The sequence below is a fragment of the Pseudomonas sp. TE3-3-F2023 genome, assembly GCF_036784815.1.
Lineage (GTDB): Bacteria > Pseudomonadota > Gammaproteobacteria > Pseudomonadales > Pseudomonadaceae > Aquipseudomonas > Aquipseudomonas pudica.
In genome coordinates, this window is the sequence record NZ_CP145113.1 from 468,925 (window position 1) to 494,011 (window position 25,087).

The following is a 25,087-nucleotide window of genomic DNA, read 5'->3' on the forward strand; positions in this document are numbered from 1 at the left end:
CCAATGGCCCTGTCGCCTACAAACCAGCTCCCACAGGGTGAGCCGCAGCCCTTGTGGAAGCCGGCTTGCCGGCGATCAGCCAAGTACAGGCAGCATCAGACTTTCAGGTAGTCCAGGATACCTTCGGCAGCAGTGCGCCCTTCGAAGATAGCCGTCACCACCAGGTCCGACCCACGCACCATGTCGCCACCGGCAAACACTTTCGGGTTGCTGGTCTGGTGCTTGAACTTGCCTTTCTCCGGTGCCACCACGCGGCCCTGGCTGTCCAGCTGGATGCCATGCTGCTCGAACCACGGCGCCGGGCTTGGGCGGAAGCCGAAAGCGATGACCACGGCATCAGCCGGCAGGATCTCTTCGGACCCTGGGATCGGCTCCGGGCTGCGGCGGCCACGGGCATCCGGCTCGCCGAGACGGGTCTCGACCACCTTCACGCCTTCGACCTTGTCCTCGCCGACAATGGCGATAGGCTGGCGGTTGTAGAGGAACTTCACGCCCTCTTCCTTGGCGTTCTTCACCTCACGACGCGAACCCGGCATGTTGGCCTCGTCACGGCGATAGGCGCAGGTCACCGACTTGGCGCCCTGGCGGATCGAGGTGCGGTTGCAGTCCATCGCGGTGTCACCACCACCCAGCACCACTACCTTCTTGCCCTGCATGTCGACGAAGTCTTCCGGCGACTTCTCGAAGCCCAGGTTGCGGTTGACGTTGGCGATCAGGAAGTCCAGCGCGTCATGCACGCCCGGCAGGTCCTCGCCCGGGAAGCCGCCTTTCATGTAGGTATAGGTACCCATGCCCATGAACACCGCGTCGTACTCGGCGAGCAGTTGCTCCATGGTCACGTCCTTGCCCACCTCGGTGTTCAGGCGGAACTCGATGCCCATGCCGGTGAACACTTCTCGGCGGTTGCTGAGCACGGTCTTTTCCAGCTTGAACTCGGGAATGCCGAAGGTCAGCAGGCCGCCGATTTCCGGGTTGCGGTCGAACACCACCGGGGTAACGCCGGCACGTACCAGCACGTCGGCACAGCCCAGGCCGGCCGGGCCGGCACCGATGATGGCGACGCGCTTGCCGGTTGGCTTGACCTTGGACATGTCCGGGCGCCAGCCCATGGCGAAGGCGGTATCGGTGATGTACTTCTCCACCGAGCCGATGGTCACCGCGCCGAAGCCGTCGTTCAGGGTGCAGGCACCCTCGCACAGGCGGTCCTGCGGGCATACGCGGCCACACACTTCCGGCAGGGTGTTGGTCTGGTGCGACAGCTCCGCCGCAGCCAGGATGTTGCCTTCGGAGACCAGCTTCAACCAGTTGGGGATGAAGTTGTGTACCGGGCACTTCCATTCGCAATACGGGTTACCGCAGCCCAGGCAGCGGTGCGCCTGCTCCACGGACTGCTGCGGCTTGAAGGGCTCGTAGATTTCCACGAACTCCTTCTTGCGCTGGCGCAGCAGCTTTTTCTTCGGGTCCTTGCGGCCCACTTCGATGAACTGGAAGTCGTTGTTCAGACGTTCAGCCATTTTTCAAAACCTCTTTACCGCAGTTGCCAGCCTCAGGCTGCAAGCTGCAAGACGATCACTTGAGCACGACAGGCCCCGCGCACGGGGCCGTCACTTGCAGCTGTTGTTACTGCGGGTTGGCACGGGTGCTGGACAGCAGTTGCTTCAGGTTGGCTGCCTTCGGCTTGACCAGCCAGAAGCGCCGCACGTAGTCGTCCAGGTTCTCCGAGAGCTCACGCCCCCACTCGCTGCCGGTCTCTTCCACGTACTCGGCAAGGACCCGAGCCAGGTGGCTGCGGTAGGCCTCCATCGCTTCGCCACTGATACGCTGGATTTCCACCAGCTCATGGTTGAGCTTGTCGACGAAGGTATTGTCCATGTCGAGCACGTAGGCGAAGCCGCCAGTCATGCCAGAACCGAAGTTGTAACCGGTCTTGCCCAACACGCAGACAAAGCCGCCGGTCATGTATTCACAGCAGTGATCGCCAGTGCCCTCGACAACAGCGTGGGCGCCGGAGTTACGTACAGCAAAGCGCTCGCCAGCAGTACCGGCGGCGAACAGCTTGCCGCCAGTGGCGCCGTACAGGCAGGTATTGCCGACGATGGCGCTGTGCTGGGTTTCGAACGGGCTGCCGGCTGGCGGCACGATAGTGACCTTGCCACCGGTCATGCCCTTGCCGACGTAGTCGTTGGCATCGCCTTCCAGGTGCAGGTTCAGGCCACCGGCGTTCCACACGCCGAAGCTCTGGCCCGCAGTACCCTTGAAGCGGAAGGTGATCGGCGCCGCGGCCATGCCCTGGTTGCCGTGCAGACGGGCGATTTCGCCCGACACGCGCGCACCGATGGAGCGGTCGCAGTTGCAGATGTCGAGGCTGAACTCGCCACCAGCCTGGTCGCGGATGGCCGGCATGGCCATTTCCACCATCTTCTCGGCCAGCTCGCCCTGGTCGAACGGCGGGTTCTTTTCGACTTCGCAGAACTGAGGCTTGTCAGCCGGGATGTGCGAGCTGCCCAGCAGCGGCGTCAGGTCCAGGTACTGCTGGCGCTCGGTGTCGCCTGGCAGTACATCGAGCAGGTCGGTACGGCCGATCAGCTCGCCGAGACTGCGCACACCCAGCTTGGCCAGCCACTCACGGGTTTCTTCCGCGACGAAGGTGAAGAAGTTGATCACCATGTCGACGGTGCCGATGTAGTGGTCCTTGCGCAGCTTGTCGTTCTGGGTGGCTACGCCGGTAGCGCAGTTGTTCAGGTGGCAGATGCGCAGGTACTTGCAGCCCAGCGCGATCATCGGCGCGGTACCGAAACCGAAGCTTTCGGCGCCGAGAATGGCCGCCTTGATCACGTCCAGGCCGGTCTTCAGGCCACCGTCGGTCTGTACCCGTACCTTGCCGCGCAGGTCGTTGCCGCGCAGGGTCTGGTGGGTTTCGGCCAGGCCCAGCTCCCATGGGGCACCGGCGTACTTGATCGAGGTCAGCGGCGAAGCACCGGTACCACCGTCGTAGCCGGAGATGGTGATCAGGTCGGCATAGGCCTTGGCCACACCGGCGGCGATGGTGCCGACGCCAGCTTCTGCCACCAGCTTGACCGAAACCAGGGCTTGCGGGTTGACCTGCTTGAGGTCGTAGATCAGCTGGGCAAGGTCTTCGATCGAGTAGATGTCGTGGTGCGGCGGTGGCGAGATCAGGGTCACGCCCGGTACCGCGTAACGCAGCTTGGCGATAAGGCCGTTGACCTTGCCGCCTGGCAGCTGGCCGCCTTCACCGGGCTTGGCGCCCTGGGCAACCTTGATCTGCAGCACTTCGGCGTTGACCAGGTACTCCGGGGTCACGCCAAAGCGGCCGGTGGCCACCTGCTTGATCTTCGAGCTCTTGATGGTGCCGTAGCGCGACGGGTCTTCACCGCCCTCGCCAGAGTTGGAACGCGCGCCCAGGCGGTTCATCGCCTCGGCCAGCGCTTCGTGGGCCTCTGGCGACAGTGCACCCAGCGAGATACCGGCGGAATCGAAGCGCTTGAGGATCGCCTCCAGCGGCTCGATCTGCTCCAGCGGCAGCGGCTGTTCGGCCACCTTCACCTTCAGTAGGTCGCGGATCATCGACACCGGGCGCTGGTCGACCAGCGTGGTGTATTCCTTGAACTTGGCGTAGTCGCCCTGCTGCACGGCGGCCTGCAGGGTGTTGACCACATCCGGATTGTAGGCGTGGTATTCGCCACCGTGAACGAACTTCAGCAGGCCGCCTTGCTGGATCGGCTTGCGCGCGCTCCAGGCTTCGGCTGCCAGCAGCTTCTGGTCGCTTTCCAGGTCTGCGAAACGCGCACCCTTGATGCGGCTGGAAACGCCCTTGAAGCTCAGGCCGACCACTTCCTCGGACAGGCCGATGGCTTCGAACAGCTGCGCACCACGGTAGGAGGCGATGGTAGAGATACCCATCTTCGACAGGATCTTCAGCAGGCCCTTGGAGATGCCCTTGCGGTAGTACTTGAAGACTTCGTCCAGGTCGCCCAGCACTTCGCCGGTACGGATCAGGTCGGCCAGCACTTCATAGGCCAGGTACGGGTAAACGGCCGAGGCGCCAAAGCCCAGCAGCACGGCGAAGTGGTGCGGGTCACGGGCAGTGGCGGTTTCCACCAGGATGTTGCTGTCGCAACGCAGACCCTGTTCGGTCAGGCGGTGGTGCACCGCACCAACGGCGAGCGAGGCGTGCACCGGCAACTTGCCCGGGGCGATGTAGCGGTCGCTTAGCACCAGCTGGGTCTTGCCAGCGCGCACGGCTTCTTCAGCCTGGTCGGCGATGTTGCGGATGGCCGCTTCCAGGCCGACGCTCTCTTCATAGTTGAGGTCGATCAGCTGGCGATCGAAACCTTCGCGCTCCAGGTTCATCAGCGAACGCCACTTGGCGGGCGAGATGACCGGCGAGCTGAGGATTACCCGCGAAGCGTGCTCCGGGGACTCCTGGAAGATGTTGCGCTCGGCACCCAGGCAGATTTCCAGGGACATGACGATCGCTTCGCGCAGCGGGTCGATCGGTGGGTTCGTCACCTGGGCGAACTGCTGGCGGAAGAAGTCGTACGGTGAACGCACGCGCTGCGACAGCACGGCCATCGGCGTGTCGTCCCCCATCGAACCGACCGCTTCCTGGCCCTGCTCGCCGAGCGGGCGCAGCACCTGGTCACGCTCTTCGAAGGTGACCTGGAACATCTTCATGTATTGCTTGAGCTGGTCAGCGTCGTAGCTGGCCACGCCCTGATCGTCGGTCAGCGTCGCCTGGATGCGCGTGGCGTGCTGACGCAGCCAGCGCTTGTAGGGGTGGCGCGACTTCAGGCGGTTGTCGATGGCGTCGGTGTCGAGGATCTGGCCGGTTTCGGTGTCCACGGCGAAAATCTGGCCCGGGCCGACACGGCCCTTGGCAATGACATCCTCGGGCTTGTAGTCCCATACGCCGATTTCCGACGCCAGGGTGATGTAGCCGTTCTTGGTGGTCACCCAGCGCGCCGGGCGCAGGCCGTTACGGTCGAGCAGACACACCGCATGGCGGCCTTCGGTCATTACGATACCGGCCGGGCCATCCCATGGCTCCATGTGCATGGAGTTGTATTCGTAGAAGGCGCGCAGGTCGGCGTCCATGGTCTCGACGTTCTGCCAGGCTGGCGGTACCAGCATGCGCACGCCACGGAACAGGTCGATACCGCCAGTTACCATCAGCTCCAGCATGTTGTCCATGCTCGAGGAGTCGGAACCGACGCGGTTGACCAGCGGGCCGAGCTCTTCGAGATCGGGGATCAGGTCGTTGGCGAACTTGGTGCGACGGGCCATGGCCCAGTTGCGGTTGCCGGTGATGGTGTTGATCTCGCCGTTGTGGGCGAGGAAGCGGAACGGCTGCGCCAGCGGCCATTTCGGCAGGGTGTTGGTGGAGAAGCGCTGGTGGAACACGCAGATCGCGGTTTGCAGGCGCTCGTCACCCAGGTCTGGGTAGAAGGCCGCCAGATCGCGCGGCATCATCAGGCCTTTGTAGATGATGGTCTTGTGCGAGAAGCTGCAGATGTAATGATCGGCGTCGTGGGCGTTGGCCACAGAGGAACGGCGACGGGCACTGAACAGCTTGATGGCGAATTCCTGGTCGCTCAGGCCTTCACCGCCGATGAACACCTGCTCGATCTGTGGCAGACGCTCAAGGGCCAGGCGGCCGAGCACGCTGGTATCGATCGGCACCTTGCGCCAGCCGACCAGCTTCAGGCCAGCAGCGAGGATCTCGCGGTCCATGTTCGCGCGAGCGGCTTCGGCTTTGACCGGGTCCTGGTTGAAGAACACCATGCCGACGGCGTACTGCTTGGGCAGCTCGACGGCGAAATGCTCCTGGGCCACGGCACGCAGGAATTGATCGGGCTTCTGCATGAGCAGACCGCAACCGTCACCGGTCTTGCCGTCGGCGTTGATGCCGCCGCGGTGGGTCATGCAGGTCAGTGCCTGCATGGCGGTTTGCAGAAGGTGGTGGCTCGGTTCGCCCGTCATATGGGCGATCAGGCCAAAACCACAGTTGTCCTTGAATTCTTCGGGATGGTACAGACCTGTTTTCATAGACACATTCTCACCAGGTTCACCTCTCAACGGAGGTAAATCTCTTTTTTAACAACCACTTACCATCCACGCCGATCAAACGCCAGCTTTTTTGCGGTGGCCATGGAAAACCATTGTTGCACAGCGACAGCGATGCTCACAAATTTTCATGTCTCACCATTGAAAATTTATGTCGCAATTTTGAATGTTTTTGCGCCATGCGCCGTGATAGCGGCTTGGCTCGAGTCTGAAGCGTTTCAGCCATGACTGCAAGTAAGGCTTGTGGCCGGCAGTCTGGGACAGAAAAGCCTGCCGCGTGACAACGCAGCAGGCTAGTCGAAAGTCAGTAATCGCTCAGCAACTGGGCGGCGGGGTGGTGCCGCCCGGAAGGTATCAGCGGGCCGAGGCCAGCTCTTGTTGGACGCTGGCGACAGTACGTGGCCAAGGTTTACCAGCCTGGACCTTCGCTGGCAAGTTCTTGATTGCCGCAACCGCTGCGTCGCGGTTGGCGAAGTTGCCGTAAGTGACTACGTACAGCGGCTTGCCCTGCAGGTTTTTCTTGAAGTAGCGATAGTCGCCACCCTGCGCCTTGACGAACGCCTGGGCCGAAGCCTCGGAGCTGGTACCCAGGATCTGCACCACGTAATTGCCCGGTTTCTGCCCGGCGTACCAACCGCTGTTGCCGCTGCCACCGGCCACCGGCTTCTCGACAGGCTTGGCGACCGGCTTGGCCACGGCGACCTGGGTCGGTGCTGGTGCCGGCTTGGCAGGCGCAACCGGCTTGGCAGGCTGGGTTGCGACAGGTTTTTGCGCTGGCGCAACCGGCTGTGGTTGCGGCTGCGCTGGCGCTGCGGCCACTGACTGGGCAGGTACCGGTGCCGGGCCCGCTGGCACCCCTTGCGGCGGTGCGATGGTGGTCACGGTTGGTGGCGGGTTGCCTAGCTGCAGAGCGGTATCACCGGCCGGGCTGCCCTCCTCACCTTCGCCCATGCCTGCGGCCTGGGCCAGCGGCTCGCGCATCACCGGCTGCGACTGGCCAACCAGGGGCAGCGGCATCGGCTGGGACGAACCCGAGAACTCGATGGCCGGGTTGCCACCATTGGCCTGGCCCTCGCCAAGTGGCAGCTGGGCCTGGGCGGCCGGCGCTTCGGCAGGCGCCTTGTCACCTTTCTTCGGCATCAACACCGCGGCCGCAACGGCGACCACAACCACAGCGGACAGCGCGAGCACATGTTTTTTAGGCATCTTGAACCCCATGGATGGTCGCTTGGCCGTCGAGCGGCTGGCGATCATGGCTTCGATCAAAGTGTCACGGGCGACCTGGTTGATGTTGCCAGGCCAGCCGTCGGAGTTTTCATGGATATCGACGATCTGTTCACGGCTGAACACCTCGATGCCCCGGCCAGCACCTTCCAGGCGCTGCTCCAGGTACTCGCGGGTTTCTTCTTCGCTGTAGGGGGCGAGTTCGATGATGTGGAAGCGTTCTTCCTCGATATTGATCTCATCCAGCCCGGCAATCAGCGACGGCTCACCGAACAGGAACACATGCGGGCGCCCTTCCGGTACACCCGCCGCCAATTCCAGCAACGCTTGGAGTGCCGACTCGTCGAGTTGTTCCGCATCGTCCACCAGCAAATACACTTCCTGGCCGGTCAGTGCCAGTTGCACCACCTTGGCCAGAATCGCCTGCATTTCGGCCTCGGCCACATCCAGGCTCTGCGCGACCTGGCCGAGTACGCTTGCGGCATCGCTGGCGCCACGGGCGGATACCACCACGCTCTGCACCGCCTGCTTGTTGGTACTGGCCACCAGGGCCTGGCGCAGCAGGGTCTTGCCGCTGCCCAGTGGACCGGTGACAACCAGCATCAGCTGGCTGTAGCGCGCCAGGTGGTGCAGCTGGCCGAGCACGGGCTTGCGCTGGGCCGGGAAGAACTTGAAACCGGGCACGCGGGGTGCGAACGGATCGTGGCTCAACTGGTAATGGTCGAGAAAGGCCTCATCGGCATGCAAACTGGTCATTGCGCTGTCACAACCTCAAAGCTGGGCCACGATCGCGCGGTAATCCGCCGACAACGTGGCCTGAAGAATCTCTTTCGGATAGTCGTCGGTCACCACGGCCTCGCCCATCTGGCGCAGCAGCACCAGACGCAGCCGGCCGTCGAGCACCTTCTTGTCGACCGCCATGTGCTCCATGAAATGCGCCGGGGTCATTTCCTGTGGTGGCACCACCGGCAAACCCGCGTCCTGCAAGAGGCGGATTCCGCGATCGCGCTCGTCCTGGTCGATCCAGCCAAGACGCATGGACATTTCCAGGGCCATCACCGTGCCCGCCGCCACGGCTTCGCCGTGCAGCCACACACCGTAACCCATGTGGGTCTCGATGGCATGCCCGAAGGTATGCCCCAGGTTCAGCGTGGCGCGTACGCCAGACTCGCGCTCGTCGGCACCCACCACCGCGGCCTTGGCCGCGCAGGAGCGGCGGATGGCTTCGGTCAGCGCCACCGGGTCGAGGGCGCGCAACGCCTGCATATTGTCCTCGAGCCAGGCGAGGAATGGCTTGTCGCAGATCAGGCCGTACTTGATCACTTCGGCCAGGCCTGCGGACAGCTCGCGCGCCGGCAGAGTCTTGAGGCTGGTGGTATCGATCAGCACCGCATTGGGCTGGTAGAAGGCACCGACCATGTTCTTGCCCAGCGGGTGGTTGATGCCGGTCTTGCCGCCAACCGAAGAGTCGACCTGGGACAGCAGGGTGGTCGGCACCTGAATGAAGTCGACGCCGCGCTGGTAGCAGGCGGCAGCGAAGCCGGCCATGTCACCGATCACGCCACCACCCAGGGCAACCACGGTGGTGCGGCGGTCGTGTCGTGCAGTCAGCAGGCCATCGAAGATCAGTTGCAGGGTTTCCCAGTTCTTGTGGGCTTCACCATCAGGCAATACCACCGGCAGCACCGAATAGGCACCCAGGGTCTTGCTCAGGCGTTCGAGATACAGGGGCGCGACGGTCTCGTTGGAAACGATGGCAACCTGCCGCCCGGCGATGTGCGGCGCCAGCAGCTCGGGCTGGTCCAGCAGGCCTTCGCCAATGTAGATCGGGTAGCTACGCTCGCCCAGGTCGACCTTTAGTGTCTGCATGTATCCCCACAATATACTTGGGCGCGGCGCCGTTCGGGCACCCGCGCGGTAACGTTGAACCTCGCCTCGGCGCTGGTGGCCGAGAATAGTCCCGGGCTAACGGGGCGGCAACTGCTGCAAACGCTCGAGAATATCGATCACCACCATGCGTGGCGGCCGCTCGTCGGTTTCCACCACCAGGTCGGCGATCTCACGATAAAGCGGGTCACGGGTTTCCAGCAGAGCGCGCAAGGTCGCCTCGGGGTTAGCGGTGCGCAGCAGGGGGCGATTACGATCGCGCGCGGTGCGGCCAACCTGCTGTTCCACAGAAGCATGCAGATAGATCACCCGGCCACCCTTGTGCAGGGCCTGGCGGTTGGCTTCGCGCAGTACCGCGCCACCGCCGGTCGCCAGGACCACGCCGTCGAGTGCGCACAGCTCGGCGATCATCGCCTGCTCACGGTCACGGAAACCCGGCTCGCCTTCCTTGTCGAAAATCCACGGGATGTTGGCACCGCATCGCAGTTCGATTTCCTTGTCGGAATCCTTGAACAGCAAGCGCAGCTCTTTGGCCAATAGGCGTCCGATGGTGCTTTTACCAGCGCCCATGGGTCCCACAAGTATCAAATTTCGCACAGAATCAACGACTCACAGCAATCGCCTGGTCACTCATGATACGCGGAGTCAGGAAGACCAGCAGCTCGGATTTTTTCTCTTGTAATGCATCGCGTCGAAACAGCCGCCCAACATACGGCAGATCGCCGAAAAATGGCACCTTGTCGACCACATTGTTTTGCGAAGTCGAGTACACGCCACCAATAACGATCGTTTCACCGTCCACCACGCGAACCTTGGCATTGACCTCGTTCTTGCGGATCGGCGGTACGTTGTTCAAGGCATTGACGTAATCCGGCTCGTCCTTGGTCACCCTGACGGTCATGATCACCTTGTTGTCCGGGGTGATCTGCGGGGTCACCTCCAGCGACAGCGAGGCTTCGCGGAACGCTACCGAGGTTGCGCCGCTTTTGCTGGTTTCCTGGTACGGCACCTCGGTACCCTTGAGAATCCTGGCCGTTTCCTTGTCAGCGGTGACCACCTTGGGCTGCGAAATGATTTCGCCGTTGCCGCTCTTTTCCATGGCACTGAGTTCCAGGTCGAGCAGCACGTCGCCACGCAGCACGCCCAGGCCGATACTGCCGCCCACCCGCTCCACCCCGAGATCGACGAACAGGTCCTTGCCCGGCCGAGGGTCCTCAACGTAAAGCGGCCCACCCCAGCGCACCCCCAGGCTTTTTTCGTAATCGACGTTGGCTTCGACGATACGCGCCTCGATCGCTACCTGGCGCACCGGCACATCCAGTTGCTCCACCAGTTGCCTCAGCTCGGCAAGGCGGTCGGCCGGCTGGTGCACCACCAGCGTGTTGGTGCGCTCATCGACACTGAGGCTGCCCCGACCGGTTAGGATGCCGTCATCCGCCAGGCTCGCCAGCAGCAGCTCCGCAAGTTCGGCGGCCTTGGCGTGATGGATGGGCATCAGCTCTCGGCGCAACGGCTGCAACTGCGCATCCAGCGCCTGGCCCACACGGGCATCGACAGACTGCGCGGCGAACTCGGCCGCAGGCGCCACAAGCAGCACATTACCCTCCTGGCGCCGGGCCAGGCCCTTGCTGCGCAGCACCAGGTCCAGCGCCTGGTCCCATGGCACATCCTGCAAGCGCAAGGTGACGCTCCCCTGCACGGCATCGCTGGCGACCAGGTTGACCCCGGCATAGTCAGCCAGCACCTGCAGCACCGAGCGCACTTCCACATCCTGGAAGCTCAGCGACAGTGGTTCACCCTGGTAGGGCGTCGCCGACGCCAGCGGGACCGGCAGCAGGGCTGCCAGCATCCATTTCATCAATGTTTTCATCGTCGTCCGGGGCCTCCGTGCCCAAGTGCCTTGCGAGCGTGATGAACGCCGTACGTTCATGCCACTCCCCTGCGATGAACAGCCGTTCGAGTACTTCGACCTGGGCTTGATCAACCCTCGCCACTACCCCCTGGTCACGCCCGACTCGGTCCCCAGGGCGCACGCGATAGAGTCTGCCAGCAGCCATCAGCAGTGCTTCGTGTTCCGCCCCACGCGACAGGCTGCCGACCATCTCCAGTTGCGCCAAAGGCACGCCGGCCAACCCGCTGCCCGTCAATCGCTTCGCCCCAGGCGCAAACGGGTCGACTGGCGGCGCTGCCATCACGCCCCTGGCCGGCATGCGCGCATACATCGCAGGCTCCGGCACTGGCGCCAGCGCCTGAAAGGCATCAACCCGCAACTGCAGGCGCAGCAGGCCAGGCTTGCCATCTACTGCAGCCAACTGCAGGTCACCACTGCGTAGCACACGCGCCTGGCCCAACCAGTCGCCCAGCCACTGACGCACGGCCGCGTAACGCCCCACCACCTGAAGCTCCAGCGGCACCTTGCGAAAGCCGGCCTGCTGTTCGTCTTCATGTACATCGAAGCGCTCGATGAGCAAGCCGTGCGCATGCCCCGACGCCGCCAGGCGCTCGAGCAGGTCACTCATGCCCTCCCCGGCTGCCAGGTGCCAGTACGCCTCCCGCAAGCGTCGTTCGGCAACGGCCACAGACGCGTGGAGTTGCTCCAGCTCGGCCAGCTGCACCTCGCCGGCTGAATGCTGCTCGTGCAACTCGGCATGCCGAGCCTCCTCCTGCGCCTGCTGCTGCAGTGCTGCAGGGAGAAGTATGGCGCAGCCCAGGCCGAACAACGCCAAGGCCACCAGCACGGGCGCCAGCTGCCTGAAGCGGCTGGAGCGCTCGGCCACGGCCAACCAGCCGAGCACCTGCGCAGCATTCACGACCAGAACGCCGAAACGCGCGCACCCAGCAGGAATTCATCGCCGCCCGGCAGGCTCCTGATGCGCTTGAGCTCCAGACCGACCAGCGCGCCGGAGCGGCTCAGGTCACGCATGAACTGCGCGACCACGGCGCCCGAGGTGGCCAGCCCGGTCATCTGCAGGTTGCCGTCTTCCAGGCTGAGGTCGAGCAATTGCACACCCACTGGCAACGCCCGCTCGAGGTCAGCGAACACCCCGGCCAGCACATCCTGGTGGGCACGCAGGCCCTCCAGCGCCACCGCGCGTGCCAGTAGCGCCTCGTGCTGCGCACGCACATCGGCCAGCGGCTGCAATTGTTCGCCCAACACCTCAAGTGCTGCCTGGTGTCGGGTATTGGCCAGCGCCTGCTGCTGCCCGCGCTGGCGGGCCAGCTGGTCGACCAGCGTCACGCCACACAGGGCCAGCAGCGCTCCGGCGACCAGCTGCCTTCGAAAAGACCGCAACGCGGCCTGGCGTTGCCGTTCGCGCCAAGGCAGAAGATTCAGCCGCATCATCGGCGCAACCCTCCCAGAGCCAGGGCGCACGCCAGGATCATCGCGCCATCGACATGTTCCAGGCGCGCCAGATCGGGTACCAGGCGACACGGCAGGTTCAACCGAGAGCCGAGGCTCTGCAACTGCCCCGGTTCGATAGGGGAACGGCTGGCAATCAACAGGCAATCGGGCAAAGGCTCACTGGCGAGCAAGGCCAGCAAGCGCTCCGGCAGCGCTCCCGCTATCGTCGACAGGCCCAGGCTCAGCTCACGCCGCTGCTGAGGCCGGCCCGACTGCCAGCCATGAAGGGTGGTGCTTTGCGCCTCGATACGCAGCAGCGCCGAGCGCTGCTGCCTGTCCAGTGGCAGCATGCGCCCCAAGGCAATGCTGTCGACCTCCACGGCCTCCAGTTGCAACCCGGCCTCCTCGATGATGCTTTCAAGTGGCGCCAGTGCACTCTGTCGGCACGCAGCTACCATCACCTCAGCGCAGCCTGGCTCGACCCTAGAGCCTCCCAGAACCTGAAAATCCAGGGCCAGGTCTTCCAGCGGAAATGGAAACAGCCGTTCGGCGTCAGCCAGCAACTGCGCCTCCATTTCTGGCCCACCCTGTTCCACCGGCAGATGGCACACTTTGCAGATCACCTGGTTGCCCGGCAGTGCCAGCGCGACCCTGCGCTGCCTGAGGCCGCTGCGTCGGTAGGCCCGCCTCAAGGCAGCCGCCACGGCGCCAGGTTCTGCCACCCAATCACTGCCAGCCGGTGATTCGAACGGTTCTTGTACCGAGGCAAGCACCCGGCAGCGCCGGTTACGCCGCTGCAATTGCACAATCCGAACGGAGTCAGGGGCAATTTCCACCCCCAAGAGTGAACCGGCATCCTTGCCAAAGCGTCCTAGCATCGTGGCATCCTTGTTGTCTGTCGCCGCCGTCTGTCGCGACTACCTGCCCCAACCCCGCGTCAACACTAGGCCGCGCCGCCCCATCGAGGCGACGGGCAGCCTGGCCGGTAACCCGGAGAGACGAAAAAATGCTTATAATGCCCAGCGTTTTTTGGTCCGCCGGACCTGCGTGCAATCCACTCCCAACCTGGACACCGAAAAGCCTTGATACGTCTGCTGAAGTTCTTCTGGTGGTCTTCCGTCGCAGTCATCTGCGCGCTCGTACTCGGTGTGAGCGGTGCGTTTCTGTATCTTAGCCCCAGCCTGCCCTCGGTCGAATCGCTCAGAAGCATCCAGTTGCAGATCCCCCTCAGGGTGTACAGCAGCGACGGCAAGCTGATTGCCGAGTTTGGCGAAATGCGTCGCTCGCCGATCCGCTTTGCGGAAATTCCCCCACAATTCATACAGGCGCTTCTGTCAGCCGAGGACGACAATTTCCTCAACCACTACGGTGTCGACCCCAGCAGCCTGATGCGCGCCGCAACCCAGCTGGTGAAAACCGGCCACATCCAGACCGGCGGCAGCACCATCACCATGCAGGTGGCGAAGAACTTCTTCCTCACCAGCGAGCGCAGCTTCTCGCGCAAGACCAACGAAATTCTGCTGGCGCTGCAGATCGAACGTGAGCTGACCAAGGACGAGATCCTCGAGCTGTACGTGAACAAGATCTACCTGGGCAACCGCGCGTACGGTATCGATGCCGCTGCGCAGGTGTACTACGGCAAGTCGATCCGCGACGTGAGCCTGGCGCAGATGGCGATGATCGCCGGCCTGCCCAAGGCACCCTCGCGCTTCAACCCGCTGGCCAACCCGGTGCGCGCCAAGGAGCGCCGCGACTGGATCCTCGGCCGCATGTACAAGCTTGGCAAGATCGACGAAGCCAGCTACCAGGCAGCCCTGGCCGAGCCGCTCAACGCCAGCTACCACGTGCCCACGCCTGAAGTGAATGCGCCTTACATCGCCGAAATGGCCCGCGCCGAAATGGTCGGCCGCTACGGCAGCGACGCCTACACCGAAGGCTTCCGTGTCACCACCACGGTGCCCAGCGACATGCAGGAAATGGCCAACAAGGCCATCCTCAACGGCCTCTCCGACTACGATGAGCGCCACGGCTACCGCGGCCCCGAAGCACGCTTCCCGGGGCGCACCCAGGCGGCCTGGCTGCAGGAACTGGGCAAACAGCGCAGCCTTGGCGGCCTGGAGCCGGCCATCGTCACCCAGGTCGAAAAAACCGGCCTCAAGGTGCTGACCCGCAGCGGCCAGGAAGAGCTGGTGGCCTGGGACACCATGAAATGGGCGCGCCCGTTCATCAATAGCAACTCCCAGGGCCGTGCGCCGCAGTCGCCGGCGGACGTGGCCCAGGTCGGTGACCTGGTGCGCCTGCAGCGCCTTGAGGATGGCAAGTTCAAGTTCAGCCAGGTGCCTGGCGCGCAGAGCGCGCTGGTCACCCTCGACCCTTACAACGGCGCCATCCGCGCCCTGGTCGGCGGCTTCTCGTTCGAGCAGAGCAACTACAACCGCGCCATGCAGGCCAAGCGGCAGCCGGGCTCGAGCTTCAAACCGTTCATCTACAGCGCCGCCCTGGACAGTGGCTACACCGCATCCAGCCTGGTCAACGATGCACCGATCGTCTTCGTCGACGAGTACCTGGACAAGGTCTGGCGACCGAAGAACGACACCAACACCTTCCTCGGCCCGATCCGCATGCGCGAAGCGCTGTACAAGTCGCGCAACCTGGTGTCGATCCGCCTGCTGCAGGCCATGGGCGTGGACCGCACCATCGACTACATCGCCAAGTTCGGTTTCAACAAGCAGGACCTGCCACGCAACCTGTCGCTGGCACTGGGCACCGCCACCCTGACCCCGATGGAAATCGCCACTGGCTGGAGCACCTTTGCCAACGGCGGCTACAAGATCACCCCGTACCTGATCGAGCGCATCGAAAGCCGCAGCGGCGAGACGCTGTTTACCGCCAACCCGGCCCGCGTACCACAAGGTGCCGAGGACCAGGCGGGTGTGGCCGCGCCCGAACAGCCGATCAGCACCGCCGCCATGCCGGGCGAGGCACCCGCCGCCTTCGGCCAGGTAGCGCCTGCACCGCAGGCGCCGGCTGTGGCCGAGCAGATAGTCGACGGGCGTACCACCTACATCCTCACCAGCATGCTGCAGGACGTGATCAAGCGCGGTACCGGCCGCCGGGCGCTGGCCTTGGGCCGCACCGATCTGGCAGGCAAGACCGGTACCACCAACGAATCCAAGGACGCCTGGTTCTCCGGCTACAACGCCGACTACGTGACCACCGTCTGGGTCGGTTTCGACCAGCCCGAAACCCTTGGGCGCCGCGAGTACGGCGGCACGGCGGCACTGCCGATCTGGATGAGCTTCATGGGCGCGGCGCTCAAGGACAAGCCTGCGCATGCGCCAGCAGAGCCGGAAGGCATCCTCAGCCTGCGCGTCGACCCGGTCAGCGGCCGTGCCGCTTCGCCGAGCACGCCGAATGCCTACTTCGAGCTGTTCAAGGCCGAGGATTCGCCGCCGTCGGTGGACGAACTGGGCACTGGCGCAGCACCGGGCAGCCCGTTGCCGGCGGATGAAGCGGCACCGATGGATCTGTTCTGAAGCACAGCGGTTAACGCCGCCCCCTACAAGGGACGGCATCATCAGTGCAGCGTGTAAACAAAAAGCCCCGGCTCATACGAGCCGGGGCTTTTTGTGTCGCCAGGCAGCAATCAGCCTTTGAACACGTCATCCACGCTGGTCAGCGGGTAGTGCTTCGGATACGGCAGGGTAGCCACGCCGGATTCGATGGCGGCCTTGGCCACCGCGTCGGAAACGACGGTGATCAGGCGAGCGTCCAGCGGCTTCGGAATGATGTACTCACGGCCGAACTCCAGGCCTTCCACGCCGTAGGCCTCGCAGACTTCCTTCGGCACTGGCAGCTTGGCCAGGTCTTTCAGGGCGATGGCGGCGGCGATCTTCATTTCTTCGTTGATGCGCTTGGCGCGAACGTCCAGGGCACCACGGAAGATGAACGGGAAGCCCAGTACGTTGTTGACCTGGTTCGGATAGTCGGAACGACCGGTAGCCATGATCACGTCGCTGCGAGTGGCGTGCGCCAGCTCAGGCGAGATTTCCGGGTCCGGGTTCGAGCAGGCGAACACGATCGGGTTGGCAGCCATCGACTTCAGGCCTTCGGCGCTCAGCAGGTTCGGGCCGGACAGGCCTACGAACACGTCGGCACCGTCGAGGGCGTCAGCCAGGGTGCGCTTGTCGGTTGCGTGGGCGAACTGCGCCTTGTACTGGTTCAGGTCGTCACGGCCAGCGTGAATCACGCCGCTGCGGTCGATCATGTAGATGTTCTCGACCTTGGCGCCCATGCTCACCAGGAGCTTCATGCAGGAGATCGCGGCAGCGCCGGCACCCAGGCAGACGATCTTGGCGTCTTCCAGCTTCTTGCCGGCGATTTCCAGGGCGTTGATCATGCCGGCAGCGGTCACGATGGCAGTACCGTGCTGGTCATCGTGGAATACCGGGATGTCGCACTGTTCGATCAGGGTGCGCTCGATTTCGAAGCACTCAGGCGCCTTGATGTCTTCGAGGTTGATGCCACCGAAGGTGATCGAGATGCGGCGAACGGTGTCGATGAAAGCCTGTGGGCTTTCCGATTCCACTTCGATGTCGAACACGTCGATACCAGCGAAACGCTTGAACAGAACACCCTTGCCTTCCATGACCGGCTTGGAAGCCAGTGGGCCGAGGTCACCCAGACCGAGGATGGCGGTGCCGTCGGAAATCACCGCAACCAGGTTGCCTTTGCCGGTGTATTTGTAAGCCAGCTCTGGATCACGGCCGATTTCACGCACGGGCTCAGCAACACCTGGGCTGTAGGCGAGGGCGAGATCACGGGCGGTGGCGGTGGGCTTGGAGAGCTCGACGCTCAGTTTCCCCGGACGAGGTTGAGCGTGATATTCGAGAGCGGCGGTTTTCAGGTCTGACATGGTGGGCATTCCGCTATTTACTGTTCTGACGGACCGCCGAGGATACGCAAAGAGCCGGGGAGCCACAAGACTGGTCGGTCACTTGTGTCAAGGCCTTTAGCCTACGACTTTACGCTATAACCCACGGGGCATACGCCTCACAGTGTGTACAATTTAATAGCGAAATGTCTACATCTTTTAGCCTGAAATGCGCTCCAACATGCCCGGATCGGTCAACGGCAACAGCCAGCGTCGCTGCCCGGGCTTCAGGCCGCCCTTACGGGAACGATCCAGCACCCAGCCACGCGCCTCGACCTGGCGCCCCTTGAGGTTATCGAAGAAGCTGGCGGGGAAGTTGCGCTGCAGACGAGCGGGAACCTGCAGCACCACGGCCCCGTCCAGGTTCAGCCAGACCCCGCTACGGTTGCGCTCCACGCCTTCGATGCGGCCCGCAATGATCGCGAAACCCGACTGCCTCACATCCCCGGCACGCACCACAGGCGAACGACGCCACAGCCCGGAGCCAGCCTTGCGCGCAGCCTGCTCGGCAAGCTGCTGGCAAGCGCTGAGGCGCACATTTGGGGCAACCGCGACGCGATAGCCCAAACCCTCGCTGAGCAACTGTGCCTCGATATTGTCGCCATTGCGGCCGTAGATATGCGCCAGCGTGCGGCCGTATTTGTCCTTGGACTGGACGCCCGGCTCCAGCACGACACGCCCGTCGCTGGCCTTGACCAAGGCCTGCAAACGTTGCCTGGCGGACTCGGCATAGGGCTCGCTGTTGCGCCCGTTGCGGCCGATTTCCGGGGCGTTGATACCGATCAGTCGCACGCTGCGGCCATCGACTAGACGCAAGGTATCGCCATCCACCACCTGCCGTACCGCCACCCACTGTGGGCTGTCCGGCAGCGGGCAGAACGCCAGGGCCGGGAAATGCCAGATGACGCCCATAAAAAAGGCGCCCACAAGGGGCGCCTTTTTTTGCAGCAATGCGAAACCCGAGGGGCTCGCCATGCGCATGATTACTTCTTGGTACCGAACATACCGAAGCGATCGGCGAACTTCTGTACGCGACCACCGGTGTCCAGGACTTTCTGCTTACCGGTGTAGAACGGGTGGCACAGGTTGCAAACGTCGATCGACAGGGTGCTGCCCAGGGTCGAACGGGTTTCAAACTTGTTGCCGCAGCTGCAGGTGACTGCAACTACTTCGTAGTTCGGATGAATATCTGCTTTCATGGTCACTTCCTCGAGCTGCGTGCCGCCACCCAACACCAATTGTTGAATACCGCACGTAATTAGGCGGCGAATAATACCAGAGCATCACGCCAACGCAAGTTGTCGCTTGCACCGACCGTCGTCTGCTAGGCTCGCCAGTCTTTGAAACGCCCTCCGAGACTTTTCGCGTGTCCGACGTCATCCTGCGCCTTGCCCTGCCCTCCCCGCTGCGTCGCCTGTTCGACTACAAGGCGCCGGCAAGCATGGCGCGCCAAGCCTTGACCCCGGGCATGCGCATTCGCGTGCCATTCGGCCGCCGCGAAATGATCGGCGTGCTGGTGGAGGTGTGCGAGCAAAGCGAAGTGCCCGCCGACAAGCTCAAGCCGGCCAGCGCCCTGCTCGACCCGGTGTCGCCGATCCCGCCGTCGCTGTTCAAGTTGTGCCTGTGGACCGCCCAGTACTACCAGCACAGCCTGGGTGACACCCTGAGCTGGGCCTTGCCGACCCTGCTGCGCCAGGGCGAACCCGCCGAGATGCGTCAGGAGCGCTTCTGGCACGTCGCCCCCGACGCCCGCCTGGAAGACCCTCGCATCGCCCGCGCACCGCGCCAGCGCGATGCCCTCAAGACCCTGGCCCAGCACCCGCACGGCGTGGCCCACAGCCTGCTGGCCAAGCTCAACCTGAACAAGGACAGCCTCGACCTGCTGCTGGCCAAGGACCTGGTACAGATCGAGGTCCGCCGCCACCTGCCGGCGCTGCGCCACGAACACTGGCTGGCACAGCCGGAACTACCGCTCAACGAAGAGCAACGCGACGCCTTCGACGCCGTGCGCGAAGGCTTTGGCGGCTTCGGCGCCTTCCTGTTGGCCGGTGTCACCGGCAGCGGCAAGACCGAGGTGTACCTGCAACTGATCCGCGAAACACTGGAGGCGGGCAAGCAGGCCCTGGTGCTGATCCCGGAGATCAACCTCGGCCCTCAGACCCTGGCCCGCTTCGAGCAACGCTTCAACGCCCGCATCGCCCTGCTTCATTCGGCGGTGAACGACCGCGAACGCCTGGATGCCTGGCTGGCAGCCCGGGACGGCGAGGCAGACATCATCATCGGTACCCGCTCGGCGCTGTTCACGCCGATGAAGAACCCCGGCCTGATCATCATCGACGAGGAGCACGACGGCTCCTATAAACAGCAGGAAGGCCTGCGCTACCACGCCCGCGACCTGGCGTTGGTGCGTGCCCATCAGGAAAACGTCCCGATCCTGCTCGGTTCTGCCACGCCATCACTGGAAACCCTGCACAACGCGCTGACCGGCCGCTACCGCCTGCTGCGCATGAACCAGCGCGCTGGCGGCGCCCGCCCGCCGCGGATGCTGCGTCTGGATGTGAAGAGCCTGCCACTGGACAGCGGCATCAGCGGCCCACTGCAGCAGGCCATCCGCCAAACCCTGGAGGCAGGCCAGCAAGTGCTGGTTTTCCTCAACCGCCGCGGTTTCGCCCCGACCTTGCTGTGCCACGACTGCGGCTGGCTGTCCGAATGCCCGCGCTGCGATGCGCGCATGACCGTACACCAGCGCTCCGGCGTGCTGCGCTGCCACCATTGCGGCTATGACGAGCGCCTGCCGCAGCAGTGCCCGCAGTGCAACCACGTTGACCTGCGCCCGGTCGGCGCCGGCACCGAGCGCGCCGAGGAACGCCTGAAAGTGCTGTTCCCTGATTACCCGATCCTGCGTGTGGACCGCGACAGCACGGCACGCAAGGACGCCATGCACAACCTGTTCAGCACCATCCAGCGCGGCCAGCCGAGCATCCTCGTCGGCACCCAGATGCTCGCCAAGGGCCATCACTTCCCGCGGGTGACCCTGGTGGCTATCCTCGATGCCGATGGCGGGCTGTTCTCCGGCGATTTCCGCGCCAGCGAACGCATGGCGCAGCTGATCGTGCAGGTTGCCGGGCGGGCCGGGCGGGCCGAGGACCCCGGCAAGGTCATCATCCAGACCCATCTGGCCGACCATCCACTGCTGGTGCAGCTTACCGAGCAGGGTTACTTCGCCTTCGCCGAACAGGCCCTGGACGAGCGCCGCGCCGCCGGGCTGCCGCCTTACTCACACCTGGCACTGCTGCGCGCCGAAGCGCACAAGCCCGGGCAGGCCGAAGCTTTCCTCGACGAGGCCTGCGCCGCCGCCGAGCGCCTGGTGGCGGAACAGCGCCTGCCTGGCATCGAGCTGCTGGGGCCGGTGCCAGCACCGATGGAGCGTCGCGCCGGGCGCTTCCGGGCGCAACTGTTGATACAGGCCAATACCCGGGCGCCTTTGCATCGACTGATCAGCTCCTGGTTGCTAGTGTTGGAGCAGATGCCGAGCGGGCGCCAGGTGCGTTGGTCGCTGGATGTCGACCCGGTAGACCTGTACTGAATCGACCGGCCTAATCGCCGGCAAGCGAGCTCCCACACGTTGCGCGCGCTCTTCTGCGGGAACTGGCTTGCCGGCAATGAGGCCCTCGAACACAACATGGAACCCTTGATGGTTGCACCCCAAAGGTTGGCAACCCGCCCCCGGCCACGGATAATGCCCAGTTTTTCCACCTGCGCATCCAAGCGCTCCACCGCGCTTGCGGTCGAAAAGAGATCCCCATGAAAGACACCATTCGCCAGCTGATCCAGCAAGCCCTCACCCAACTCGTCACCGACGGTGTGCTGCCTGAAGGGCTGTCGCCGGCGATCCAGGTGGAAAACGCCCGGGACAAGACTCACGGCGACTTCGCCAGCAACATCGCCATGATGCTGGCCAAGCCGGCCGGCATGAAGCCGCGCGACCTGGCCGAGAAACTGATCAATGCCCTGCCGGCCAGCGCCGACATCAGCAAGGTCGAGATCGCCGGCCCCGGCTTCCTCAACTTCTTCCAGAACACCGACGCCCTGGCCAACCGCCTGGATGCCGCACTGGCCGACGCCCACCTGGGCGCGCGCAAGGCCGGCCCTGCGCAAAAGGTCGTGATCGACATGTCGGCACCCAACCTGGCCAAGGAGATGCACGTCGGCCACCTGCGTTCGACCATCATCGGTGACAGCGTGGCGCGCGTGCTGGAGTTTCTCGGCGATGAGGTGATCCGCCAGAACCACGTGGGCGACTGGGGCACCCAGTTCGGCATGCTGCTGGCCTACCTGGAAGAAAACCCGATCACCAGCGACGAACTGTCCGACCTGGAAAACTTCTACCGCGCCGCCAAGAAGCGCTTCGACGAATCCGAAGAGTTCGCCACCCGCGCCCGCGGTCTGGTGGTCAAACTGCAGGCCGGCGACCCGGACTGCATGGCCCTGTGGACGCGCTTCAAGGACATTTCGCTGTCGCACTGCCAGAAGACCTACGAACTGCTCAACGTCAAGCTGACCATGGCCGACGTGATGGGTGAAAGCGCCTACAACGACGACCTGGCCAACGTGGTCGCCGACCTCAAGGCCAAGGGCTTGCTGGTCGAAGACCAGGGCGCACAGTGCGTGTTCCTCGACGAGTTCAAGAACAGCGAAGGCGAACCTTTGCCGGTTATCGTGCAGAAGGCCGACGGCGGCTACCTGTACGCCACCACCGACCTGGCCGCCGTGCGCTATCGCAGCAACGTGCTAAAGGCAGACCGCGCCCTGTACTTCGTCGACCAGCGCCAGGCCCTGCACTTCAACCAAGTGTTCGAAGTTGCACGCCGCGCAGGCTTCGTCGGCCACCCGATGCAGATGGAGCACATGGGCTTCGGCACCATGAACGGCGCTGATGGCCGCCCGTTCAAGACCCGTGACGGCGGCACCGTGAAGCTGATCGACCTGCTCACCGAGGCCAAGGAGCGCGCCTACGCGCTGGTCAAGGAAAAGAACCCGAGCCTGGCCGATGACGAACTGCGACACATCGGCGAAGTGGTGGGCATTGGCGCGGTTAAGTACGCCGACTTGTCCAAGCACCGCACCAGCGACTACAGCTTCAACTTCGAGCTGATGCTCAACTTCGAAGGCAACACCGCGCCTTACCTTCTGTATGCCTACACCCGCGTGGCTGGCGTATTCCGCAAACTGGGCAAGGGCTTCGATGAAGTCGACGGCAACATCGTGCTACAGGCTGCCCATGAGCAGGACCTGGCCGCGCGCCTGGCGCAGTTTGGCGAAATCCTCAACAACGTCGCCGACAAGGGCACACCGCACGTACTGTGCAGCTACCTGTACGACCTGGCCGGCCTGTTCTCCAGCTTCTACGAGAACTGCCCGATTCTTGCCGCCGAAACCCCGCAGCAGCAGCAGAGCCGCCTGCGCCTGGCGGCCCTGACCGGTCGCACCCTCAAGCAAGGTCTGGAACTGCTCGGCCTGGAAACCCTGGAGCGCATGTAAGTTGGCTGCCAAGAAAAAACCTGCACCCAAACGCGGCGCCAGCCGCCAGACGGCACCGGCCAAGCAGCCGATCCCCGGTTGGGTATGGCTGGCGGTAGGCCTGACCGTAGGCGCCTTCATCGTGTTCCTGATGAAACTCGAGCCCGGTGGCGAAGACATCAAGCGCACCAAACCCGAGCAGCAGAAGGCGGAGAAAGTGGCCGAGGCCGGCAAACCGGCGCAGACCAACCCGCAGCAGCCGGTGAAGCCGAAGTACGACTTCTACACGTTGCTGCCGGAGTCCGAGGTGATCGTGCCGCCGGAGGCCGTGCCAGAGAAGACGCCACCCGTCCCGGCCCAGCCGGTGACCCCGGTGACGCCGGCCGAAGCGGCGAAGATCGACACGGCGCGAGCTCAGGCTGCGCTTATGGGCCAGACCCCGCCACCGGCACCACCGGTGATCAAGCCGGCGGCAACCACCCAGTTCTTCCTGCAGGCCGGTTCGTTCCGCAAGCAGGCTGATGCCGACAAGGTACGCGCGCAGATCATCCTGCTGGGCCAGTCGGTGAAGGTGGAGTCGGGCACGGTCAAGGACGAAACCTGGTACCGCGTGCTGGTGGGCCCGTTCAGCAACCGCGAGCAGCTGACCGGGGCGCAGAAGCAGCTGGCCGGGGCAGGTTTCAGCAACCTGCTGCTGCAACAGCGGCAGACCCGTCAGTAAAAAAAGGCCTTGCTGCTTCGGTGCGACAAGGCCTTTTTCATAGGCGCTTCCGGCCTCTTCGCTGGTGAACCCGCTCCCACAGGGCTCTATGGTGCCTGTAGGAGCGGGTTCACCCGCGAATAATTTCAGCGCCCCGCATTCCGCTCGGAAACCTGGCTGTTCAGCGTCCAGAAGTCATACAGCACCCCCACAAGGAACAGCCCGCCGGTAAAGAAGTAGATGATCGCGGTGATCCACTTGCCCTGATACAGCCGGTGCAGCCCAAACACCCCCAGGAAAGTCAGCAGGATCCAGGCGATGTTGTAGTCAATCCGCCCGGACTGGAACCTGAGGTCGGCTTCACGGTCCATGGACGGGATCAGGAACAGGTCGATCAACCAGCCGATGCCCAGCAAGCCAAGGGTGAAGAACCAGATGGTGCCGGTTACTGGCTTGCCGTAATAGAAACGATGCGACCCGGTAAAGCCGAAAATCCATAGCAGGTAGCCAATGGTCTTGCTGTGGGTGTCGTGAAACGGCGCCCCTTGTTGATAACTGTTCATTCATAGCCCCCGTGGGTTATCCGAAAATTTTCTAAGAAAAAATGTGACTTTCTTGTCGCAGGCCGACGTACGGCACCTGGACAATCGACCAACGGATCAAAGATTGATCAAAAAGCTGTTATAAAGTTGCGCGCCCAACACATAACTATTCATAAGAGCTTCATCTATGCCGCCTTTACTCAAGACATGGCTGACCCTCTGCCTATTATTGCCCCTGGCCGCCCACGCCACCAATCGTGAGCAACGTCTTCCCAATGGTTTTACCGGCTACACCACCAATGCCTCGGTAAGACATGCACCGGTCAAGCAGACCGCGCTGCGCACCCGCCCAAGCAATGTCGCCAGCAGCCGCAGCGTGCCCGGTGTGCCGGTCGCCGCCATGTCGCCAAAGCAGAGCAGCGACGTGCTCAGCCGTGCGGTGAATGTGCTTGGTACCCCTTATGTCTGGGGCGGCAGCAGCCCGAAGAAAGGCTTCGACTGCAGCGGGCTGGTCAAATACGCCTTCAACGACGTCGCCGACGTCGACCTGCCGCGCACCTCCAATGCCATGGCTCAGGGCCACGGCGTCAAGGTGGCAAAGAGTGACCTGAAGCCAGGTGACCTGATCTTCTTCAACATCAAGAGCCGCCGGGTGAACCACGTTGCCATCTACCTGGGCAACGACCGCTTCATCCATGCTCCACGCCGTGGCAAGCGGGTAAGCATCGATACCTTGAGCAAGCCGTACTGGCAGAAGCATTACGTGGTGGCCAAGCGAGTGCTGCCGAAAGAACAGCAGCAGCTGAACCTGGCCAAGCGCTGATCTGATCAGCCCTCTCCTGTATCGGCCTCTT

18 protein-coding genes are annotated in these 25,087 nt (G+C 63.6%); 5 read left to right on the forward strand and 13 right to left on the reverse strand.

What is annotated here, in order from left to right; translation table 11 throughout:
• Positions 1-95: 95 nt before the first annotated feature.
• The 9 genes from V3314_RS02060 to pilM form a co-directional block, all read right to left on the reverse strand.
• Entirely contained in the window at positions 96-1,514 is a 1,419-nt protein-coding gene (locus V3314_RS02060; RefSeq protein ID WP_338459877.1) for an FAD-dependent oxidoreductase, read from the reverse strand.
• 106 nt (positions 1,515-1,620) lie between these two features.
• Positions 1,621-6,066, reverse strand: coding sequence for a glutamate synthase large subunit (gene gltB, locus V3314_RS02065; RefSeq protein WP_046613524.1), 4,446 nt, complete (start codon positions 6,064-6,066; stop codon positions 1,621-1,623).
• A gap of 372 nt (positions 6,067-6,438) precedes the next feature.
• Positions 6,439-8,064 (reverse strand): AAA family ATPase, encoded by a 1,626-nt coding sequence (locus tag V3314_RS02070; RefSeq protein ID WP_338459878.1) that lies wholly within the window; start codon positions 8,062-8,064, stop codon positions 6,439-6,441.
• 15 nt (positions 8,065-8,079) lie between these two features.
• A complete protein-coding gene (gene aroB / locus V3314_RS02075; protein WP_046613526.1) occupies positions 8,080-9,177 on the reverse strand; it encodes a 3-dehydroquinate synthase in 1,098 nt (365 codons plus the stop codon).
• Between the two features lie 96 nt (positions 9,178-9,273).
• Positions 9,274-9,792, reverse strand: coding sequence for a shikimate kinase AroK (gene aroK, locus V3314_RS02080; protein ID WP_338459879.1), 519 nt, complete (start codon positions 9,790-9,792; stop codon positions 9,274-9,276).
• A 4-nt stretch (positions 9,793-9,796) separates the two neighbouring features.
• The gene (locus V3314_RS02085) at positions 9,797-11,065 is read right to left on the reverse strand and encodes a secretin N-terminal domain-containing protein (protein ID WP_338459880.1); all 1,269 of its coding nucleotides are present in this window, start codon (positions 11,063-11,065) and stop codon (positions 9,797-9,799) included.
• Positions 10,989-11,990 carry a pilus assembly protein PilP gene (locus V3314_RS02090; RefSeq protein WP_338460305.1) on the reverse strand — a complete coding sequence of 334 codons (1,002 nt, stop codon included), beginning with the start codon at positions 11,988-11,990 and terminating at the stop codon, positions 10,989-10,991. The genes V3314_RS02085 and V3314_RS02090 overlap by 77 nt, the downstream gene beginning before the upstream one ends.
• Positions 11,991-12,001: 11 nt before the next feature.
• Positions 12,002-12,538: a PilN domain-containing protein gene (locus tag V3314_RS02095; RefSeq protein WP_108480397.1), complete on the reverse strand. Its 537-nt coding sequence runs from the start codon at positions 12,536-12,538 to the stop codon at positions 12,002-12,004.
• Positions 12,535-13,416: a pilus assembly protein PilM gene (pilM, locus tag V3314_RS02100; RefSeq protein ID WP_338459881.1), complete on the reverse strand. Its 882-nt coding sequence runs from the start codon at positions 13,414-13,416 to the stop codon at positions 12,535-12,537. The genes V3314_RS02095 and pilM overlap by 4 nt, the downstream gene beginning before the upstream one ends.
• 204 nt (positions 13,417-13,620) lie before the next feature.
• Here pilM and V3314_RS02105 point away from each other — a divergent pair, with 204 nt between their 5' ends.
• Positions 13,621-16,074, forward strand: coding sequence for a penicillin-binding protein 1A (locus V3314_RS02105; RefSeq protein WP_046613531.1), 2,454 nt, complete (start codon positions 13,621-13,623; stop codon positions 16,072-16,074).
• Between the two features lie 110 nt (positions 16,075-16,184).
• On the opposite strand, the gene V3314_RS02110 is transcribed toward V3314_RS02105, so the two are convergent.
• The 3 genes from V3314_RS02110 to rpmE all read right to left on the reverse strand — a co-directional run bounded on the left by V3314_RS02110 (position 16,185) and on the right by rpmE (position 18,670).
• Positions 16,185-17,453, reverse strand: a complete 1,269-nt coding sequence (locus V3314_RS02110; RefSeq protein ID WP_046613532.1) for a malic enzyme-like NAD(P)-binding protein — start codon at positions 17,451-17,453, stop codon at positions 16,185-16,187.
• Positions 17,454-17,630: 177 nt separating this feature from the next.
• Positions 17,631-18,452 carry a thermonuclease family protein gene (locus V3314_RS02115; RefSeq protein WP_108480399.1) on the reverse strand — a complete coding sequence of 274 codons (822 nt, stop codon included), beginning with the start codon at positions 18,450-18,452 and terminating at the stop codon, positions 17,631-17,633.
• Between the two features lie 2 nt (positions 18,453-18,454).
• The gene (gene rpmE / locus V3314_RS02120) at positions 18,455-18,670 is read right to left on the reverse strand and encodes a 50S ribosomal protein L31 (protein ID WP_046613534.1); all 216 of its coding nucleotides are present in this window, start codon (positions 18,668-18,670) and stop codon (positions 18,455-18,457) included.
• A gap of 167 nt (positions 18,671-18,837) precedes the next feature.
• On the opposite strand from rpmE, the gene V3314_RS02125 reads away from it, so the two are divergent.
• From V3314_RS02125 to V3314_RS02135, 3 genes are all read left to right on the forward strand, one after another.
• Positions 18,838-21,057, forward strand: a complete 2,220-nt coding sequence (locus V3314_RS02125; RefSeq protein ID WP_196188251.1) for a primosomal protein N' — start codon at positions 18,838-18,840, stop codon at positions 21,055-21,057.
• Positions 21,058-21,275: 218 nt separating this feature from the next.
• Positions 21,276-23,012 (forward strand): arginine--tRNA ligase, encoded by a 1,737-nt coding sequence (gene argS / locus V3314_RS02130; RefSeq protein WP_046613536.1) that lies wholly within the window; start codon positions 21,276-21,278, stop codon positions 23,010-23,012.
• A gap of 1 nt (position 23,013) precedes the next feature.
• Entirely contained in the window at positions 23,014-23,712 is a 699-nt protein-coding gene (locus V3314_RS02135; protein ID WP_196182388.1) for an SPOR domain-containing protein, read from the forward strand.
• A gap of 125 nt (positions 23,713-23,837) precedes the next feature.
• Here V3314_RS02135 and V3314_RS02140 read toward each other — a convergent pair whose 3' ends face one another.
• Positions 23,838-24,254: a TM2 domain-containing protein gene (locus V3314_RS02140; RefSeq protein WP_085602019.1), complete on the reverse strand. Its 417-nt coding sequence runs from the start codon at positions 24,252-24,254 to the stop codon at positions 23,838-23,840.
• Between the two features lie 166 nt (positions 24,255-24,420).
• On the opposite strand from V3314_RS02140, the gene V3314_RS02145 reads away from it, so the two are divergent.
• On the forward strand, positions 24,421-25,056 hold the full coding sequence (locus V3314_RS02145; RefSeq protein WP_085602018.1) for a C40 family peptidase: 636 nt from the start codon (positions 24,421-24,423) through the stop codon (positions 25,054-25,056).
• The last annotated feature ends 31 nt before the right edge of the window (positions 25,057-25,087 follow it).

What these genes read in the sequence shown, in the direction of transcription:
- aroB (WP_046613526.1), bottom strand. Translation starts at nt 9,177, where the DNA reads ATGCAGACACTAAAGGTCGACCTGGGCGAGCGTAGCTACCCGATCTAC.
- V3314_RS02140 (WP_085602019.1), bottom strand. Translation starts at nt 24,254, where the DNA reads ATGAACAGTTATCAACAAGGGGCGCCGTTTCACGACACCCACAGCAAG.
- gltB (WP_046613524.1), bottom strand. Translation starts at nt 6,066, where the DNA reads ATGAAAACAGGTCTGTACCATCCCGAAGAATTCAAGGACAACTGTGGT.
- V3314_RS02145 (WP_085602018.1), top strand. Translation starts at nt 24,421, where the DNA reads ATGCCGCCTTTACTCAAGACATGGCTGACCCTCTGCCTATTATTGCCC.
- V3314_RS02095 (WP_108480397.1), bottom strand. Translation starts at nt 12,538, where the DNA reads ATGATGCGGCTGAATCTTCTGCCTTGGCGCGAACGGCAACGCCAGGCC.
- pilM (WP_338459881.1), bottom strand. Translation starts at nt 13,416, where the DNA reads ATGCTAGGACGCTTTGGCAAGGATGCCGGTTCACTCTTGGGGGTGGAA.
- V3314_RS02110 (WP_046613532.1), bottom strand. Translation starts at nt 17,453, where the DNA reads ATGTCAGACCTGAAAACCGCCGCTCTCGAATATCACGCTCAACCTCGT.
- V3314_RS02070 (WP_338459878.1), bottom strand. Translation starts at nt 8,064, where the DNA reads ATGACCAGTTTGCATGCCGATGAGGCCTTTCTCGACCATTACCAGTTG.
- V3314_RS02060 (WP_338459877.1), bottom strand. Translation starts at nt 1,514, where the DNA reads ATGGCTGAACGTCTGAACAACGACTTCCAGTTCATCGAAGTGGGCCGC.
- V3314_RS02085 (WP_338459880.1), bottom strand. Translation starts at nt 11,065, where the DNA reads ATGAAAACATTGATGAAATGGATGCTGGCAGCCCTGCTGCCGGTCCCG.
- rpmE (WP_046613534.1), bottom strand. Translation starts at nt 18,670, where the DNA reads ATGAAAGCAGATATTCATCCGAACTACGAAGTAGTTGCAGTCACCTGC.
- V3314_RS02115 (WP_108480399.1), bottom strand. Translation starts at nt 18,452, where the DNA reads ATGCGCATGGCGAGCCCCTCGGGTTTCGCATTGCTGCAAAAAAAGGCG.
- argS (WP_046613536.1), top strand. Translation starts at nt 21,276, where the DNA reads ATGAAAGACACCATTCGCCAGCTGATCCAGCAAGCCCTCACCCAACTC.